16 protein-coding genes are annotated in these 16,913 nt (G+C 69.0%); 9 read left to right on the forward strand and 7 right to left on the reverse strand.

Annotated elements, in window-relative coordinates:
• The first annotated feature begins 169 nt into the window (after window positions 1–169).
• The 3 genes from B9W62_RS17910 to B9W62_RS17920 all read left to right on the forward strand — a co-directional run bounded on the left by B9W62_RS17910 (window position 170) and on the right by B9W62_RS17920 (window position 2,788).
• Window positions 170–1,468, forward strand: a complete 1,299-nt coding sequence (locus tag B9W62_RS17910; protein ID WP_256976470.1) for an MGMT family protein — start codon at window positions 170–172, stop codon at window positions 1,466–1,468.
• A gap of 82 nt (window positions 1,469–1,550) precedes the next feature.
• Entirely contained in the window at window positions 1,551–2,111 is a 561-nt protein-coding gene (locus tag B9W62_RS39965; RefSeq protein ID WP_143665466.1) for a hypothetical protein, read from the forward strand.
• Complete coding sequence (locus B9W62_RS17920; RefSeq protein ID WP_053637939.1) at window positions 2,108–2,788, forward strand: hypothetical protein; 681 nt, start codon at window positions 2,108–2,110, stop codon at window positions 2,786–2,788. Before B9W62_RS39965 ends, B9W62_RS17920 begins: the two co-directional genes overlap by 4 nt.
• A 422-nt stretch (window positions 2,789–3,210) precedes the next feature.
• Here B9W62_RS17920 and soxR read toward each other — a convergent pair whose 3' ends face one another.
• From soxR to vanR-Sc, 5 genes are all read right to left on the reverse strand, one after another.
• Window positions 3,211–3,687: a redox-sensitive transcriptional activator SoxR gene (soxR, locus tag B9W62_RS17925; protein ID WP_087808084.1), complete on the reverse strand. Its 477-nt coding sequence runs from the start codon at window positions 3,685–3,687 to the stop codon at window positions 3,211–3,213.
• A gap of 30 nt (window positions 3,688–3,717) precedes the next feature.
• Window positions 3,718–5,199, reverse strand: a complete 1,482-nt coding sequence (locus B9W62_RS17930; protein WP_218781989.1) for an MFS transporter — start codon at window positions 5,197–5,199, stop codon at window positions 3,718–3,720.
• A 120-nt stretch (window positions 5,200–5,319) separates the two neighbouring features.
• Window positions 5,320–6,132 (reverse strand): hypothetical protein, encoded by an 813-nt coding sequence (locus B9W62_RS17935; protein ID WP_179235541.1) that lies wholly within the window; start codon window positions 6,130–6,132, stop codon window positions 5,320–5,322.
• A 746-nt stretch (window positions 6,133–6,878) separates the two neighbouring features.
• Complete coding sequence (gene vanS-Sc / locus B9W62_RS17945) at window positions 6,879–7,973, reverse strand: VanSc-type vancomycin resistance histidine kinase VanS (protein WP_087808086.1); 1,095 nt, start codon at window positions 7,971–7,973, stop codon at window positions 6,879–6,881.
• The gene (vanR-Sc, locus tag B9W62_RS17950) at window positions 7,966–8,661 is read right to left on the reverse strand and encodes a VanSc-type vancomycin resistance response regulator transcription factor VanR (protein WP_087808087.1); all 696 of its coding nucleotides are present in this window, start codon (window positions 8,659–8,661) and stop codon (window positions 7,966–7,968) included. Before vanR-Sc ends, vanS-Sc begins: the two co-directional genes overlap by 8 nt.
• Before the next feature lie 87 nt (window positions 8,662–8,748).
• Between vanR-Sc and B9W62_RS17955 the strand changes: the two genes are divergently transcribed.
• The 5 genes from B9W62_RS17955 to vanX all read left to right on the forward strand — a co-directional run bounded on the left by B9W62_RS17955 (window position 8,749) and on the right by vanX (window position 14,197).
• Window positions 8,749–9,885 (forward strand): endonuclease/exonuclease/phosphatase family protein, encoded by a 1,137-nt coding sequence (locus B9W62_RS17955; protein WP_087808088.1) that lies wholly within the window; start codon window positions 8,749–8,751, stop codon window positions 9,883–9,885.
• A 114-nt stretch (window positions 9,886–9,999) separates the two neighbouring features.
• Window positions 10,000–11,328, forward strand: a complete 1,329-nt coding sequence (locus B9W62_RS17960; protein ID WP_087808089.1) for a lipid II:glycine glycyltransferase FemX — start codon at window positions 10,000–10,002, stop codon at window positions 11,326–11,328.
• Between the two features lie 106 nt (window positions 11,329–11,434).
• On the forward strand, window positions 11,435–12,466 hold the full coding sequence (gene vanH / locus B9W62_RS17965; RefSeq protein ID WP_087808090.1) for a D-lactate dehydrogenase VanH: 1,032 nt from the start codon (window positions 11,435–11,437) through the stop codon (window positions 12,464–12,466).
• Window positions 12,459–13,517, forward strand: a complete 1,059-nt coding sequence (gene vanA-Sc / locus B9W62_RS17970; protein ID WP_087808091.1) for a D-alanine--(R)-lactate ligase VanA-Sc — start codon at window positions 12,459–12,461, stop codon at window positions 13,515–13,517. Before vanH ends, vanA-Sc begins: the two co-directional genes overlap by 8 nt.
• On the forward strand, window positions 13,514–14,197 hold the full coding sequence (gene vanX / locus B9W62_RS17975) for a D-Ala-D-Ala dipeptidase VanX (protein ID WP_087808092.1): 684 nt from the start codon (window positions 13,514–13,516) through the stop codon (window positions 14,195–14,197). Before vanA-Sc ends, vanX begins: the two co-directional genes overlap by 4 nt.
• Here the strand turns inward: vanX and B9W62_RS17980 are convergent.
• Window positions 14,166–14,930, reverse strand: a complete 765-nt coding sequence (locus B9W62_RS17980) for a CPBP family intramembrane glutamic endopeptidase (protein ID WP_087808093.1) — start codon at window positions 14,928–14,930, stop codon at window positions 14,166–14,168. The two genes, vanX and B9W62_RS17980, sit on opposite strands and share 32 nt — an antisense overlap.
• Window positions 14,931–15,263: 333 nt before the next feature.
• Window positions 15,264–16,223, reverse strand: coding sequence for an alpha/beta hydrolase family protein (locus B9W62_RS17985; protein WP_087808094.1), 960 nt, complete (start codon window positions 16,221–16,223; stop codon window positions 15,264–15,266).
• A 64-nt stretch (window positions 16,224–16,287) separates the two neighbouring features.
• Between B9W62_RS17985 and B9W62_RS17990 the strand changes: the two genes are divergently transcribed.
• A complete protein-coding gene (locus B9W62_RS17990) occupies window positions 16,288–16,827 on the forward strand; it encodes a helix-turn-helix domain-containing protein (RefSeq protein ID WP_087808095.1) in 540 nt (179 codons plus the stop codon).
• Window positions 16,828–16,913: the final 86 nt, after the last annotated feature.

The following is a 16,913-nucleotide window of genomic DNA, read 5'->3' on the forward strand; positions in this document are numbered from 1 at the left end:
AGTGGCTCACCTGCGCATAGGCTCTGGGCGCCCGATCTGACATTGCTGGGCGCATGAGAGGGAGCTTATGGATCATCTCTTCGCCGTTGCGGGCCGGTCGGCAACACCAATCTCACCAACAGGGCTAGCCGCAGAGGGGCTCCTCGAACGGCAACACCTACAGGAGTGGGTGATCGACAACCCTCAGGTCTTGGGCGATTCGGTACTCGTGATCACCGCCGAGTTCGACCGGTGGGCCGACACTGACGGTGTGCCGGCACGGGACCGACTGGACGTCCTCGGGCTGGACGCCACCGGCCGCCTCGTGGTGGTCGAGCTCAAGCGGGGAACGGCCGACCGGGATGTACATCTCCAGGCGATCACCTACGCCGCCCTCGTGTCCCGGTTCGACCTCGACACCTTGGCACAGGCACACCGCGACTTCCTGCCCGGCAGGGGCCAGGCAGTCGAATTCGACGCGTGCAGGCAGCGTCTCCTCGACCATGTGGACGGAGACTGGAGTCCAGAACTGCTCCAGCGCCCCCGGCAGGTGATCATCGCTGCTGACTTCCCCAAGCAAGTGACTCACACCGTGGTGTGGCTGTCGGAGATGAACCTCGACTTCGACCTCGTCCAGGTGGGTCTGTGGAAGGTGGAAGGCCACCTCGTCGTCGGCTTCACCAAGGTCTATCCGACACCGGAAGTGGAGGAGTTCACCCTCGCTCCTGCCCGGGTCGAGGCCAAGGCCGCCGCCAAAAAACTGGAAGAGCGCTCCCGGGCCCGCAACGCCGCTCACGTTCTCGTCGCCGCTGGCCTGTTGCCAGACGGGACAAGACTGCGGTTGACGCCGAGGCACGGCGCTCCCCAATCCATCCGTGAGGCCATCGTTGCCTGGGTGGGCGAAGATGAGGAACGCGCAACGGCCGTCTGGAACAACAACACCGCCAAACCCCTGACCTGGGGTGCCGACGGCATGCCGTACACGCCGACCGGACTCGCCAACCACATCTTCAAAAGCGTGACCGGCCGGATACCTGACGGGATACAGGGGACGACCTGGTGGGACGTCGACACCAACGACGTCCCGAGTACGGTCGATCCCGATGAATGGGCGGCGCTGGCAGGGGCAAGCCTCGCGGACCTAGCCAAGCAGCTCAGTGGCGCCCGCAAGGACTGGACGATTCTCCACACCCTGCTGGGGGCCATCCCGTCCGGGCGATGGACGACCTACGGTGACGTGGCATCCGTCATCGGCAGCCACGCCGTTCCCGTCGGCACCCACCTGGCCACATGCGACCAGTGCCCCAACGCGTGGCGGGTCCTCACTGCGTCCGGTCGCGTCAGCGCAGGATTCCAGTGGACCGGTCCGTCCCGCACGGACGCACCCGCGGATGTCCTGGTGGGCGAGGGTGTCCGATTCGACGGTGGAGCTGCCGTCCCGGAAGCCCGCCTTTCGGTTGAGGTGCTTCGGAGTCTGCTCGACGGCTGACTGCGGTTCCTTCTAACAAAGCTCGGGGAAGACCGAGCAGCGATCGGCTACATCAGACGAAGGCTACTGATGCGAGGGGGACATGAACCCGTTCGAACTGCGCCGTTTGGAACAGCAGCTCCGCGAAGCGCTGCAAGACACCACCCTGAGTTGGGTGCTCGACGATGTCGACGCGGCAATCGCCGCAGGAGTACCTGAGGAAAAGATCCTCCGCCGACGCCAGCAGCGCCGCGGCGATGACTCCCCTGCCACGAGTCCGGCGGCGGCAGCGGCTCGATACGAGGTCGTGGACCGCAGCATGCTTGGCCTCGGAGAGTACGAGTCCTCCCGCAAGGGAGGGACTCTGGTCATCGCCACGCGAGCCATGACAGACGAAGAACGTGTGCAGCTCCTCCTCGATGCGGTAAAGCGCGTACTCGTCGACCTGCCTGAAATGGAACTGGAGGTGCTGAAAACGCTCCGGTCCGAGCCCGAGGGCGACGCCGGCAGCCGGAGCATGGTTGAGGGTGTCGTATTCGAGCCGGACGAAAGCACTCGATCGCGCCGCAGCCGAACTGAGTTCCGGGGAGATCGGGTCCCGACTGAGCAACGTACACGCGTCAGTCAGCTACTGGCCGAAGTGACGAGGGAGGTAGCCAGTTGAGCACGGTCGATCACCTGGTCAACGAGATCAGGAGCCTTCTGGCTGCGGGGACGGTGTCGTACGACTCCGCTTCGAAGCCGTCCGACGTCTACGAGGGCTTCATCTTCTCCCTGATCGTCGCGACCGCGAGTCGGCATGGCGCCGTTGTCACTTACGAAGACGTCTACGGGTCGAAGGCCAGCAACCTCGTCTTCCGTACGGGGCCTGGTCACCTGTACAGCAACAGCCAGCCCTTCACCCACGCCGTGATCGAGTTCGACGGGGCTCCCGCCCTTGAAGTCCACCTCGGCGTCTACGTGACCGGCTCGTCGGGCGTCCTGCACGAATGCGACGTGCTGGTGCTACCAGCCGAGGAGGCCGCCCTGAGCCGGGCGCAAGGCATCGCACCACGAGGCAGTCAGAGCGTCCTCATCGTCGAGTGCAAGTACTACGTCTCCAACCTCGGCATCGGTCTTGCGAGGAACTTCGAGGGACTGCGTGCCGACATCCGCACCCAGAACGAACTCTTCGTCGCCAACACCAGATCGTCGAGCATCGTGCGGTACCTCGATGCCCGAAAGAGAGGCTTCGAGCCCGACGTGGTGCCCCACTCACCCCAGGCAGGCTATCTCCAGGCGGAGATCAGGAAGACCTTCAAGAGCTACCTGAGCAAGCACGCTCCCTCGACGGTGATCTGAGCCCTCCGGACAAGCGTCGCGCACCCTGGATCCGGCGTGAGCCAATACGGCGGGACAGGCAGCCTCAGCTACTGTGGCTGGGAGCCACCTGGGAGCCAACCCGCTCCCCGAACCCCTTCCAGGCCCCGCGAAACCAACCGAGTCCACCCCTTCGACCTGCGGAAACGTGATCGCAGCTGGCAGGCACACCAATCGAACCTCATTCGGGACGAAGAGGTCGTGGGTTCAAATCCCGCCACCCCGACAGAGAAACACCAGGTCAGGCCCGGTGCTGAGAGATCAGCACCGGGCCTGACCTGCATTTGGGGGCCGTACCCCGCCGACCGCGTCAGCCTCTTGCTGGGTACTTTCGGCATCGTCGAGCGTGCCGGCCGACCCGGTCGTCGGCTCATGTCGGCCCGGCGCTCCGCCGGGAGCAGGACCTACGTGCGCCGGGAGCGGCGCGTCGGAGTGGGGTTCTGGAGGCGGACCGGGCCGGGACCCTGCTCTCCGAGTGAGTCGTCGGGATTGAGGAGCAAGCATGCCTTCATCGACAGACAGCCGCATCCGATGCAGCCGGTGAGTTCGTGTTCCAGGGCTTCGATCGCACGGCGACGGTCCTCCAACTGAGCCTTCCACGCGAGAGACAGACGTTGCCAGTCCTCGTGGGTCGGGGCCCGGTCGGTGGGGAGCGTGCTGAAGACGGCGGCGACGTCGCCGAGCGGGATACCGAGGCGCTTGGCCATGATGAGCAAGGAGATGCGCCGAAGCATGTGGCGCGGGTAGCGGCGCTGGTTGGTGGCGCTGCGTTCGGTGAAGATCAGCCCCTTGCGTTCGTAGAAGTGCAGGGCAGAGGCGGACACACCGGTGCGGTGCACCACGTCACCGATCGTGAGGAGATCGTCGGGGTTGACCTGCACAGTGGCCTCCGGACGTTCCTGGTACTGCGCTCAGACCGTCTTCCGACGCGCACCATGATGGCGGATGAGCACCACGGCCGTGATTGACAGGAGCAGGCACAGCAGGGAGACACCCAGCTGCGTCATGCGCCATGACCAGGTGAGGGCGGCGAGTTCGGTGTGGCGGGAGGCGTCGGACAGCTGCCCGGCACTGACGGACGCCGCCTGGTCACCGTCGCCCAGGCGGCTGCCGAGCAGGCCGAGCAGCGCGGCTCCGAACGCGGCGATCACCATGGCTTCGGCGGCGCCGCGCAGTGTGTTGAGGAAGCCGGCGGCCATGCCTACGGAGTCGGCCGGTACCAACGCCATGGCCTGCCCGTCGGTGATGCCGAAGGAAGCCCCCATGCCGACGCCGATCGCGAGGAGCGGGCCCGCGACCCCCACGACTGTGTGCTGAGAGCTGAGCGTGGCCAGCCAGAGGTTGCCGACGGTGACCAGCCCGAGAGCGAGCACGATCACCTTTCGTGCGGGAACGCCCTTGTCGACGAGGGCCGCCGCAACGAGCGGCGTGACCAGGACGGGCGCGGTCAGCAGCAGCATCGCCGTGCCCGACGCCGCGGGAGTGAGGCCGGCGGCGGCTTGTAGGTAGGTCGGCAGGAAGACCAGTACGCCCAGGAAGCCAACCGAGGTCGTCAGCGTGGCCAGACTCCAGCCCAGGAAGCCGCGGTTGGCGATGAGGACCGGGTCCAGGACGGGTGCGGTGCTGCGCCGCTGCGTTGCGGCGAAGACCGCGAGCGCTACGAGGCCGCCGACCGCCGTGGCCACGACGGCGCCGTGGGTCCACCCCAGGGCGGGCGCCTCCAGGAGGGCGAACATGAAGAGGGTGAGCGCGGTCACGAACAGGATGCTGCCCGGCCAGTCGGCCCGTCCGGTGGCGGCGCGGGACTCACGGATCCGGGTCGCGCCCGACGTGATCAGCAGGCCGACGACCGTGAACACCACAAAGCTGCCCCGCCAGCCCGTCGCGGAGATCAACAGGCCGGACAGCGTAGGACCGACGGCGATGCCGACGCCAGCCATGGTGCCCATGAGCGCGAACGCCCGGTTGCGGGCGGCTCCTTCGTAGGAGGCGGCGAGGATGGCACCGCCCGCGGCCATGACGCCCGCGCCTCCCGCACCGGAGACGATGCGTGACACATCGGTGATGACGATCGAGGGACTTACGGCGGTGACCAGGAATCCGCAGGAGAAGACCAGTGCGGAGACGAGGAACGTCCTGCGTCGGCCCACCCGGTCCGCAGCCGAGCCCGCGACCAGAGTCATCGCCGCGAATGCCAGGTTGTATCCCGCGACAACCCAGTTCAGGGCCGATCCGGAAGCACCCAGGTCCTGGCCGACCCCCGGCAGGGCCACCGCCGTCCCAGATATGGACATGGCCACCAGGACGACACCGGCCAGCACCACCGGAAGGGTCAGGGCCGACGGACGGGCCCGCGGAGAGGACAGAGCCGTTTCGGGTGTGGTGATGTCCACGTCGACTACTCGCTTCCTCGGGAGACGGGATCGCGAGCACCTCACCAGCTCAACCGCGGTTGAGGACAAGGGGGCTGGTCAGGGGCGGGCCACAGAGCTCAGCGGCCTGGGTGGTTCCGCTTACTTCGACCGTTTGAGCGGAGGGAGGTCGGCGCACAGGGCGGCCGGGAAGTCGGGCTCGATGCCGTGCACATCGGTGCATCCGCCCTTCGTACTGCGGGCGATCGGCTTCCAGCCCGACTTCTCGGCCCGGAAGAACCAGCGATCACCGAGGCTCGCCCCACAGCCGGGACCGGCGCCCTCGGGGCAGGCCGGGCCCATGCGCGAGGAGACGTTGAACACCAGCCACTTGCCGTCGCAGCGCTCATCGCCGCGGGAGGTGTGGTTCGGCACGTCTAGGGCCATGACCGCCTGGTCGTAAGAGGCAGGGGTGCAGCCCGTGGGCGCGGGGTGGCAACCGAGTTCGCCACACAGGCGCAGGTGGGGCGGGTCGGCGCCGTCCGCCGTGAACGTCGTGAAGTTGTCCACGGACAGTACCCGGTTTCCGAGCGGGGACGGCAGCCGAACCTTCGCCGTCGCCGTCGCGGTCGTACGGCAGTCGGTGCGCGGGGGGCCGCCGGCCAGAGCGGAGTACGTCATCTGCACCCACACGGTGCGATCCGAGGCGTCGGTGACGACCGCCTTCACGTCGCGCACGCATGTCTTCCCGCGGCCGGGCACCTCGGCGTCGACGCTGAGCGTGCGGTGGTCGTCGGCGAGCCGGGCGGCGGTCACCCTGATCGGCGCGAACGTCTGCCAGCGCCCGGACTCCGTCGGCTCCGTCTCAGTCGCCGCGCCGTCGGAACCGGCGCGAAGCGTCCCGCACGCGCCGAGCAGCAGCACGCCGACAGCACTCAGCAGAACGACCGCGAGCAGCGATCCGGTGCGTCGCATGTATGTCCCCCCCCCGGCTGACTGCGTCCACGGTGACTATAGAGCGGCGGTGCGTGCACGTCGGGCCGCGAGGGATACGCCGTTCTCGACACGACACCGGAGAGCGAGGGCAGCGTCGGCTGGAGGGCCAAGGAGCAAGGCGTGGCCCCCACCACGCCTGCGTTCCCTGCCAGCCGTTCCGGTCCACGCCGTCGCAGCTCCGGCGCCTGCAGTCCAGCCGCATTCACAGGGCTCAGCTCCGCCCATAGCCTCTTGCCCAGCGGACGGCGGGGCCTCGCGCCCCAGCGCGCGGCCAAGACGCCCACCAGGAGCAGGCCTCGGCCGGACTCGACTGCGGGTCGGGTGAGGGGCAGGGTCGCGGGCAGTCGCCCCACGGAGGCAGCGTGGGTCACCCACCGGAGTCGGACCCGAACTGTGTCGTCTGGCACCCGCCGTGGGCGAGTGGCAGAGGCCGGGTCGCGCCGAGGGAGATCACCGAGTTGCTGACCACCGGGCTTCTCGACCGTTTCCGGCCCGACCTGACGGGGTCTTCGCCTTCCCGTTTCGGGATACCCCTCTACCGGCACCGCCCTCGCCGGTTGTCGTTCCCCAACCCGCAGTACTGCCCTCTCAGACCTGCGACGGCTGTGAACGTGCCTTCCGCGCCCAGGAGCCCGGACAATGCCGGAGCTGCCTGGAGTCCCTCGTCGGGGAGCGTCTGGCCGCGGTGGGCTGAGCCGGTGGCGGCTCGGTGCGGTCTGCGTGACTCACCTGCCGATGTACGCCGAGGCCGCGGGCAGTTCCACCGTGACGCGGAGGCCCCCGCTGTGGCGTGGGGTGAGGGTGAGGGTGCCGTCGTGGGCCTGGGTGATGGTGTTGACGATGGCCAGGCCCAGGCCGACGCCGGGGTGGTCGGTGTGTACACGTTCGGTACCGCGCTGAAAGGGTTCGGTGAGGGTCGAGGCCTGGTGGGGGCTGATCGGGTCGCCGGTGTTCTCGACGACGAGCCGCGTGGTGCGGGGGCCGAGCGTGGTGTGGACCCAGACCCTGCCCCGGCCGGGGAGGTTGTGGACAATCGCGTTGTGGACGAGGTTCGTGGTCAGTTGGAGAAGGAGGGCCGGTGATCCGAGGGCGGGGGTCACGTCGCCGCTTGTTTCGAGGGTGACGCCGTGCTTCTCCGCGAAGGGGAGCAGGGTCTCGGTGGCCTCCTCCGCGAGGAGGGACAGGTCGACGTGTTCCCGGGTGAAGGAGCGTTGGCCGGCGCGGCTGAGCAGAAGCAGGGCCTCGGTGAGGTCGATCGCTCTGGTGTTGACGGCGTGAAGGCGGTCGATGATCTCGCCGGGGTCCTGGTGCGGGTCGGTGCGGGCCACGTCGAGGATGGCCTTCGAAATGGCCAGCGGGGTGCGCAGCTCGTGCGAGGCGTTGGCCGCGAAGCGCCGCTGTTCGGTCACGTGGGCTTCGAGGCGGGCGAGCATCTCGTCGAAGGCGTCGGCCAGTTCGCGGTACTCGTCCCTGCGGCCCGGCAGCCGGATGCGGTGGGAGAGGGATCCGGTCGCTGCCGTGCGGGTGGCCTCCGTGATGCGGTCCAGGGGGGCGAGCATGCGTCCGGCGAGAAACCATCCGCCCACGAGGCCGAACACCAGCAGGAACGCCATGACCCAGGCTGCCGTGGGGGCGAAACTGCGGAGGAAGATCGTGCCCGGAGTAGCTCTCACCGCCCCCCACTCGTTGGTGACCAACCATCCCTGTCGCACGAGGAACACGCCTACCGCCACGAGCAGCAGGGCACCCGCGAGCATGAGGAAACCGGCGTAGCTGAGGGTGAGCTTCAGCCGGACGCTCAGGCCCGGTCTCCTATCCACTGTCGCCGCCCGCCTGCTCGGTGACGGGTGCCGGGTCGATGCGGTAGCCGACGCCCGGCACGGTGGCGATGATCCCCGGTTCGCCCAGACGCTTGCGCAGGGCCGAGACCGTGATGCGGACGGCGTTGGTGAAGGGGTCGGCGTTCTCGTCCCACGCGCGTGACAGGAGTTCCTCGGCGCTGACGACACCGCCCTCGGCGGCAACCAGCACTTCGAGAACCGCGAACTGCTTCCTGGTCAGCGCTACGTAGCGGCCGTCCCGGTAGACCTCCCTGCGGAACGGGTCGACGCGCAGACCGGCGGCCTCCCGCACGGGCGGCCTGCTGTGGGCGCGCCTGCGGTCGAGTGCTCTGAGCCTGAGCGCCAGCTCCTGCAGTTCGAACGGCTTGGTGAGGTAGTCGTCGGCGCCGAGGCCGAAGCCGGAGGCCTTGTCGTCGAGGCGGTCGGCCGCGGTGAGCATGAGGATCGGCATGCCGCTGCCGGAGTCGACGATACGGGCGGCGATCTCGTCGCCGGAGGGGCCCGGGATGTCGCGGTCGAGGACGGCGATGTCATAGGTGTTGATGCTCAGCAGTTCCAGCGCGGTGTCACCGTCACCGGCGATGTCGGCCGCGATGGCCTCCAGGCGCAGGCCGTCGCGGATCGCCTCCGCCAGGTAGGGCTCGTCCTCGACAATCAGCACACGCATGGTGTCGAGGTTACGAGTCGCCCCATATCGTCGGCATATCGAAAACCGCATACGTGCCGACAACACCGTCTCGCCTTCACTGACCGTATGCGCCACATCTCACCACCAGCGCCATCACCAGCACCAGCGCCATCGGCGGCAACGGGGACAGGAACAGAGACAGGGAGAGAAGCAGAGACCGAATCCGAGGCGACAACGGAAGCAGCGGCAGGGCGGAGTCCGCTGCCGCGCGGAGCGTTCCGTAGGGCTGTCCGGCCGGAGGTCTGGAAGCGGGGGCCCGTACTCACGGGAGCGGCGCTCCTACTGGGTCTGGTCATGCTCCTGCACGCCCAGATCCCGAACCGGGTCGGGTCCTTCGGCAGTCTGGTGGAGACCTTTCTGCCATGGTTCGGGATATTCATCCCCGTACTGGCCGCTGGGGCGCTGTGGCGCCGTTCCGTCGCCACGGTGATCGCGCTGGTGCTGCCTGTCACGGTGTGGCTGAGCCTCTTCGGCGGGCTGCTCGTCGACAGGTCCGCACCGGGCGGCGACCTCACCGTGGCCACCCACAACGTCGGCGCCGAGAATCCGGACCCGGCCGGCACCGCCGACGACCTGGCCGCCTCCGGGGTGGACGTGCTGGCCCTGGAGGAGATCACCGACGAGGACCGGCGTGTATACGAGAAGGAGCTGGCGGAGACGTACCCGCACCACACGGTGCAGGGCACGGTCGGGGTGTGGAGCAAGCTGCCGCTGTCGGGCACACGGCCCGTCGACATCGCGACGGACTACGGACCGCTCGCGGACACCAAACCGGCCGACGTCCAGCTGGCCGGCAACCGGGCGCTGCGCACCACGGTGGCCACGGATCAGGGGCCGCTCGTGGTGTACGTGGCCCACCTGGGCTCCGTACGGCTCAATCCCCGTGCAGGCTTCTGGACGGGCTCCCGCGACCGGAACGCGCAGGCGCTCGGAGAGGTTCTCGCCGCCGACCGGAGTGAGCGGGTGATGCTGCTCGGCGATCTGAACGGCACCCTGGACGATCGCGCGCTGGCGGGCATCACCTCGCAGCTGGACTCGGCCCAGGAGGCGGCCGGGGACGGGTTCGGCTTCAGCTGGCCGGCGAAGTTCCCGGTAGCGCGGATCGACCAGATCCTGGTGCGCGGCGTGCAGCCGACCGGTTCGTGGACGCTGCCCGCCACCGGCAGCGACCATCTGCCGGTGGCCGCCGGGATCAGCTGGTGAACGCCGACTGACGAGGTGTCCGGGACTGTCCCTGTCCGCCCCGCCCGGCACATATCGTCGGTGTATCGGAAACCGCATACGCATCGGCAACACCGCGCCGCCTTCACTGGCGGCATGTCCTACAGCGAACCAGTACCAACAGCGGCCTCGACGTCGCGCTACCCGGCCGGGGTCTCGGGTGGGTTTCTGACCGTCCGGCCGATCAGCGCTGCCGAGCACCTGGCGTTCGTGCGGGCGCAGCGCTCGGTCAGTTTCCTGCAGACCCCGGCCTGGGGGCGCGTCAAGACCGAGTGGCGCAGCGAGTCCCTCGGTTGGTACGACGGCCCGCGGCTGGTCGGCGCCGGGCTCGTCCTGCACCGACCGGTGCCGCGGCTCCGGCGCTACACGCTGGCCTATCTCCCCGAGGGCCCCGTCATCGACTGGGCCGGTGACATCGCCGCGTGGCTCGACCCGCTCGCCGCGTACCTCAAGGCGCGGGGCGCGTTCGCGGTACGGCTCGGTCCGCCGGTGCGCACGGACGTCTGGAGCGCCGACCAGGTCAAGGAGGGCATAGCCGATGCGGGCACGCGGCGCCTGACCGATGTGAACGCCCACTGGACCGACCCGGTCGGCGCCAGCGTGGCCGGTCGGCTCAGGGACGCGGGCTGGCTGCCGCAGAGTCCGGAGGACGGATTCGGGGTTGGGCATCCGCAGTTCAAGTACGAGGTCCCTCTGGCCGGAAGATCCGAGGCCGACGTGCTCAAGGACATGAACCAGCTCTGGCGGCGCAACATCCGGAAGGCGGCCAGGGAGGGCGTCGAGGTCACGGTCGGCCGAATGGCGGGCGGACATCCCCAGAGCGGGTGGGGTATGGGCGGGAGCGGCACGACCGGGTCGGACATGACCGGATCGGGCATGACCAGGTCGTGCATGACCGGCTCGGATATGGCCGAGCGAGACGCGGGCGGTCAGGACATGAGCGGCAGGGACCTTCAGGCCTTTCACGATCTCTACGTCCACACCTCCGAGCGCGACCGCTTCACGCCCCGGCCGTTGCGCTACTTCGAGACCATGTTCGCGGTGCTCGGCGCCGAGGATCCGGAGCGGATCAGGCTCTACCTCGCCCGTCACCGGGGCGACCTGGTCGCTGCCACCGTCATGGTCCGCGTCGGCACCCACGCGGTGTACGCCTACGGCGCCTCGTCCACCGAGAAGCGTGAGGTGCGGGGCTCCAACGCCTGCCAGTGGGCGATGATCCGTGACGCGCTCGCCGCCGGCTGTGATGTCTACGACCTGCGCGGCATCACGCCGACCCTCGACGCCGACGACCCGCACGTCGGGCTGATCCAGTTCAAGGTCGGCACCGGCGGTCAGGCGGTGCGGTACGTGGGCGAGTGGGACCTGCCGCTGCGGCCGCTGGTCTACCGCACCTTCGACCTCTACATGAAACGACGTGGGCGATGAGGGCCGTCTCGCAGCGCCCGCCCGGGCATTACCGATCGGTAGTTTATCGTCAGGATATCGAAAAGCGCATACGCGCCGACAACGCCAGGTCGCCTTGACTGGGGACATGACCTTTTCCGCGGCATCCCCGCCATCCCCTACCTCATCCGCCCCGTCGATCTCCCCGTCCGTTCCGACAACGGGAATCACGGTGTACGGCTGTGGTCAGGACGAGGCCGTCCTGTTCCGTCAGATGGCAGCCCGTCTCGGCGTGAGGACGACGCTCACCGAGGACGCGGTGTCCGAAGGCAATGCCGGGCTGGCCTCCGGCAATCAGTGCATCAGCGTGGGGCACAAGACGCCCGTCACGCCGGCCGTTCTTCTTTCGCTCCGTCGAGCCGGCGTGACCTACATATCCACCCGGAGCATCGGCCGCAATCACATCGACCTGGAATACGCGACACGTATCGGCATCTCCGTGGAGAACGTCGCCTACTCCCCCGACAGCGTGGCCGACTACACCCTGATGCTCATGTTGATGGCGGTGCGCAACGCGAAGACCACCGTCCGCCGCGCGGACCTGCACGACTACCGGTTGCACGAGGTGCGCGGCAAGGAGCTGCGCGATCTGACCGTCGGGGTGATCGGAACGGGGCGCATCGGCGCGGCAGTCGTGGACCGGCTGCGGGGTTTCGGCTCCCGAATCCTGGCGCACGGCGGCCGGGCCAGTACCGCGGCGGATTACGTACCCCTCGACGTATTGCTGCGGTCGAGCGACATCGTGACCCTGCACGTTCCGTTGAACCCGGATACGCATCACCTCCTGGGTGCACGTCGTATTCGGCAGATGAAGAGAGGCGCGTTCGTCATCAATACCGGGCGCGGCCCGCTCATCGAAACCGAGGCCCTGGTCTCGGCGCTGGAGAACGGACGGTTGAGCGGTGCGGCACTGGACGTCGTCGAAGGCGAGGAAGGGATCTTCTACGCCGACTGCCGAGACAGACCCATCGAAAACACGCTGCTGCCGCGGCTGCAGCGCATGCCGAACGTGCTCATCAGCCCGCACACCGCCTATTACACCGACCATGCCCTGCGGGACACGGTCGAGAACTCCATCGTCAACTGCCTGAATTTCGAAAGCGGGAAACAGCATGGCTAAGTCGGACGAGTCCGCCAAGTTGAATATCGGCATCGTATTCGGAGGCGCTTCAGAAGAGCACGCCGTCTCCGTCAAGTCGGCCCAGGAGGTCGCCCGCAGCCTCGACGCCGAGAAGTACCAGCCCTTCTTCGTGGGAATCACGAGGGACGGTGCGTGGAAGCTCTGCGACGGTCCCGGGCCGGACTGGGAAGACGGCGACTGCCGTCCGGCCGTGCTGTCGCCGGACCGGAGCGTCCACGGGCTGCTCGTGCTGGAGCAGGGGCGGTACCGGACGATACGCCTGGACGTCGTCCTGCCCGTCCTGCACGGCACCCTCGGCGAGGACGGTGCGACGCAGGGCCTACTGGAGCTCTCCGGCATCCCGTACGTGGGCTGCGACGTCCAGAGTTCCGCCCTGTGCATGGACAAGTCCCTCGCGTACGTCGTCGCCGGGAGCGCCGGGATCGCCACGCCGGAATTCCGGACCGTGACGGGCGACGAACACCTCGATCCGGACGGACTGGCGTACCCCGTCTTCGTGAAGCCGGCCCGTTCCGGGTCGTCCTTCGGCGTGACCAAGGTGTCCCGGCGCGAGGACTTGCCGGCGGCGGTGGAGATCGCCCGGCGGTACGACGCGAAGGTGCTGGTCGAAGAGGCCGTCGTCGGCAGCGAGATCGGCTGCGCCGTCCTGGGCGACGACACGGAACTGGTCGTGGGTGAGGTGGACCGCATCGCACTCTCCCACGGGTTCTTCCGGATACACCAGGAGGAGAAGCCCGAAAGCGGCTCGGAGAACTCGACGGCGATCGTGCCCGCCGACATCCCGGCCGAGGCGCGGGCACTCGTCCAGGAGACCGCGAAGGACGTGTACCGCGCGCTGGGGTGCACAGGGCTGGCGCGGGTGGACATGTTCCTCAAGGACGACGGTGAAGTCGTCCTCAACGAGGTCAACACCATGCCCGGCATGACGTCGTACAGCCGTTATCCGAGGATGATGGCGGCCGCCGGTCTGCCGCTCTCCGAGGTGATCGACCGGACGGTGTCGCTGGCGTTGACGGGGAAGCTCCGATGACCGGGGACTTCGCCTTCGTGGACGAGCTGGTGCCCGGAATACGGTGGGACGCCAAGTACGCCACCTGGGACAACTTCACCGGCAAGCCGGTGGACGGATACCTGGCGAACCGGATCGTCGGCACGAAGGCCCTGTGTGCGGCGCTGGGGAGGGCGGAAGAGAGTGCCGAGGCCCTCGGTTTCGGACTGCTCCTCTGGGACGGCTACCGCCCGCAGCGGGCTGTGGACTGCTTTCTCCGCTGGTCCCGACAGCCGGAGGACGGCCGGACGAAGGCGCGGCACTACCCGAACATCGGCAGGACCGAGATGTTCGACCGGGGATACGTGGCCGCCAGGTCGGGCCACAGTCGGGGCGGCACGGTCGACCTGACGCTGTACCACCTGTCCACCGGTGACCTCGCCGCCCTGGGCGGCGGCCACGACCTCATGGACGCGATCTCGCACCATGGCGCCTCAGGCATCACGGGGGTCGAGGCGGCGAACCGCCGGCATCTGCGCTCGATCATGGATGCCAGCGGTTTCGACTCCTACGACTGCGAGTGGTGGCACTACACGCTGAGGGACGAACCCCACCCGGACACCTACTTCGACTTCCCCGTCGCGTGTCCCGACGGGCGGGCCGAGTTGGCGGCCAGCGCAGCCGCGGAGTCTACGAGCGCCGCCGTCCCGTGCGGTGGGTGAGGAGGAGCGCCGTCACCGTGAGGGTCTGGATTCCGAGGATCATGGCCTGGACCTTCGGTTCCTCCACGGCGAGCAGGATCATCGTCCCGTTGACCGCGAAGTGCACTGCGATGGAGGCGACGATGCCGGCGCGTTCGTAGGCGGCGGTGACCAGCATGGCCATCGGGATGTTGCTGGCGACGAACAGGACACCGCTCGGGGTGGCGAGGCCCAGGTCGTGCTGGACGGTGCCGTCGATGAAGAACAGCGGGAGGTGCCACACGGCCCAGGTGACACCCAGGACCAGGCAGACCCGGAAGGTGCCCAGCTTCTGGCGCAGCCTCGGGTACGCGGTGCCCCGCCAGCCCGGTTCCTCGGACAGCGGACCGCTGACCAGCATGCCGACGAGGAACGCCGCGGGTCCGCCGAAGTCGTCGACGGCATCCTTCACCACGTCCAGGCTCAGCTCGGGGCCGCCCGCACGGCTGGCGAGCAGGGCGCCAGCCAGGACGGTCGCCGAGCCCAGCACCAACAGGAGCAGGGCCTTGAGCAGGAACGCCGGGCGGAAGGAGACCACATGCTCGGGGACCGGTTCGCCGCGTCGGCGGCGACGGACGCGGAGCACGAGGGCGCCTACCAGCGGGCCGAAGGCGCCGAGCATGTACGGGGCGTTGGCGGCTTCGTTCGTCTCCGTGCCGCCCAACGCGATCGCCATGCCCCAGGAGAGCCAGCTCACGGCGAAGGCGATGACCATGAACAGGGTCAGGTCGGCGCGGTAGTCGCGGACGGGAGCCGGGGCGGCGGTCGGAGCGGGGGCGGAGGCAGGGTCAGGTGCAGAGGCAAAGGCAGGGGCAGGGGCGGTGAAAGGAGTGCCGTGAGACGTGCTTCGTGAAGTGGGCATGCCAAACCTTCGGTTGTCCGTGGCCATGGGGTGTGAGCCGTGCGTGTGGCGTCGCGCGTAAGGGAACGTAGGCGCGTAAGGCGCGTAAGGCGCATCAGGGTCAGGGGCGGGTCGCGGCCCGCTCAGGGTGGATCGCGGGCCGGCCAGGGTGGATCGCGGGCCGGTCAGGAGTGAACGGCGACCCGGTCAGGGATGGATCGCGGGCCGCTCGTCCGCAGGAGTGCCCGCGGGCTCGTGCAGGCGGGCCTGGAGCCAGGTCGCCACCAGCGCGAGCACCTCGGGGTCGACCGGTGCGCGGAGCAGCCGGCGGTAGGAGCGGAGCGTGGGTCGGCCGGGGTCGCGGCGCAGTACGTGGGTCAGGTCGGGGACGCGGTGGATCTCGGTGTCGCCACCCGGCACCAGGCGTCGGATCTCGTCGAGGTCGGCGGGCGGGACCTGGATGTCCTTGTCGCCGGTGACGGCGAGGACGGGGACCACGGCGGGGACGGCGGCCAGGTCGTCACGGGTGTCGTGGACGAGCATCTCGCGCATCCAGCGCGCGTTGACCGGGAGGAGACCGGCGATCCGCGCCACGTCGGTGCGGGTGCGCTTGACGCGGGCCAGGACGCGCTCGCCCAGGGCGCCCAGCGGGCGGCGGAGCAGGCGGACCGGGGCGGGCAGGCCGCCGAAGACCGACGCCGCCTGCCAGCGGAAGGCCGACTCGCCCTCGCGGGCGAACCCGGCCAGCAGTACCGCTGCCGCGACCTCGTGCCGGGCGGCCAGGGTCATCGCGTGCAGGGCGCCTTCGCTGTGGCCGACGACGCCGACGGCGTCGGGGCGTATGTCCGGGTGGGCGGCGAGGGCGCGCAGGGCAGCGCTCGCGTCGCGGCGGTTGTCGGTGAAGCCGGTCTCCTCCCAGACGCCGGGCGTGGCTCCTGCGCCGCGCCGGTCGTAGCGCAGCGTGGCGATGCCCGCCGCGGCGAGGGCGTCGGCCAGCGGGCGCCCCAGGTTCAGCGGCAGTTTGCGGGTGTTGCCGTCGCGGTCCAGGGGGCCCGAACCGTGCAGCAGGAGGACGGCGGGGTGCGGTCCGGGGCCGGCGGGAAGGCTCAGGGTGCCGGCCAGCAGGGTCCCGTCGTCCGCGGTGACCGTCAGGTCGGTTTCGGGCAAGGCTCCGCCTCTCTCGATCGCTCTCAACTACGAGAACGTTATCAGATGTGAGAACATGAGTCTCATGGCTACCTCGAATCTCCTCCTCCACCCCGTCCGCATGCGCATCCTGCAGACCCTGGTCGGCGCCGGTGAGCTGACCACCGCCCAGCTGCGCGAACGGCTCCCCGACGTCTCACCCGCCTCCATGTACCGGCACATGGCCACGCTCACCGAGGCCGGTGTCCTGGAGGTCAGCCACGAGAAACGCGTCCGCGGCACCGTCGAGCGCAGCTACCGGGTCCGCCAGGACGAGGCCCTCGTCGACGAGGACGCGCGGGCCGCCATGACCAAGGACGACCACCGGCAGGCCTTCACCGTCTTCACCGGTGCCCTCATGGCCGACTTCGACCGCTACCTCAGCCGCGACGACACCGAGCCCGTCCGTGAAGGCGTCCTCTACCGGCAGGGCGCGGTCTGGCTGACCGACGAGGAGTTCACCGGGCTCGTCGAGGAGCTGGAGGCCGTGGTCGCCCGGCGCACCGAGCACAGACCGGACGACGGCCGCGTCCGCCATCTCATCAGTCTCGTCGTCATGCCGGACAAGGAGGGCGGTACGCGGTGACCGGGACCTGAGGGTGGAGAGAACCGCGCCGCCCGCACTCACGCGCTCATGTCCTCACGCCCGCGGACCCTCACGCCCGCGAACCC

The sequence above is a fragment of the Streptomyces sp. CS113 genome (genome assembly GCF_002188365.1).
In the GTDB taxonomy this organism is placed as follows: Bacteria; Actinomycetota; Actinomycetes; order Streptomycetales; family Streptomycetaceae; genus Streptomyces; species Streptomyces tendae.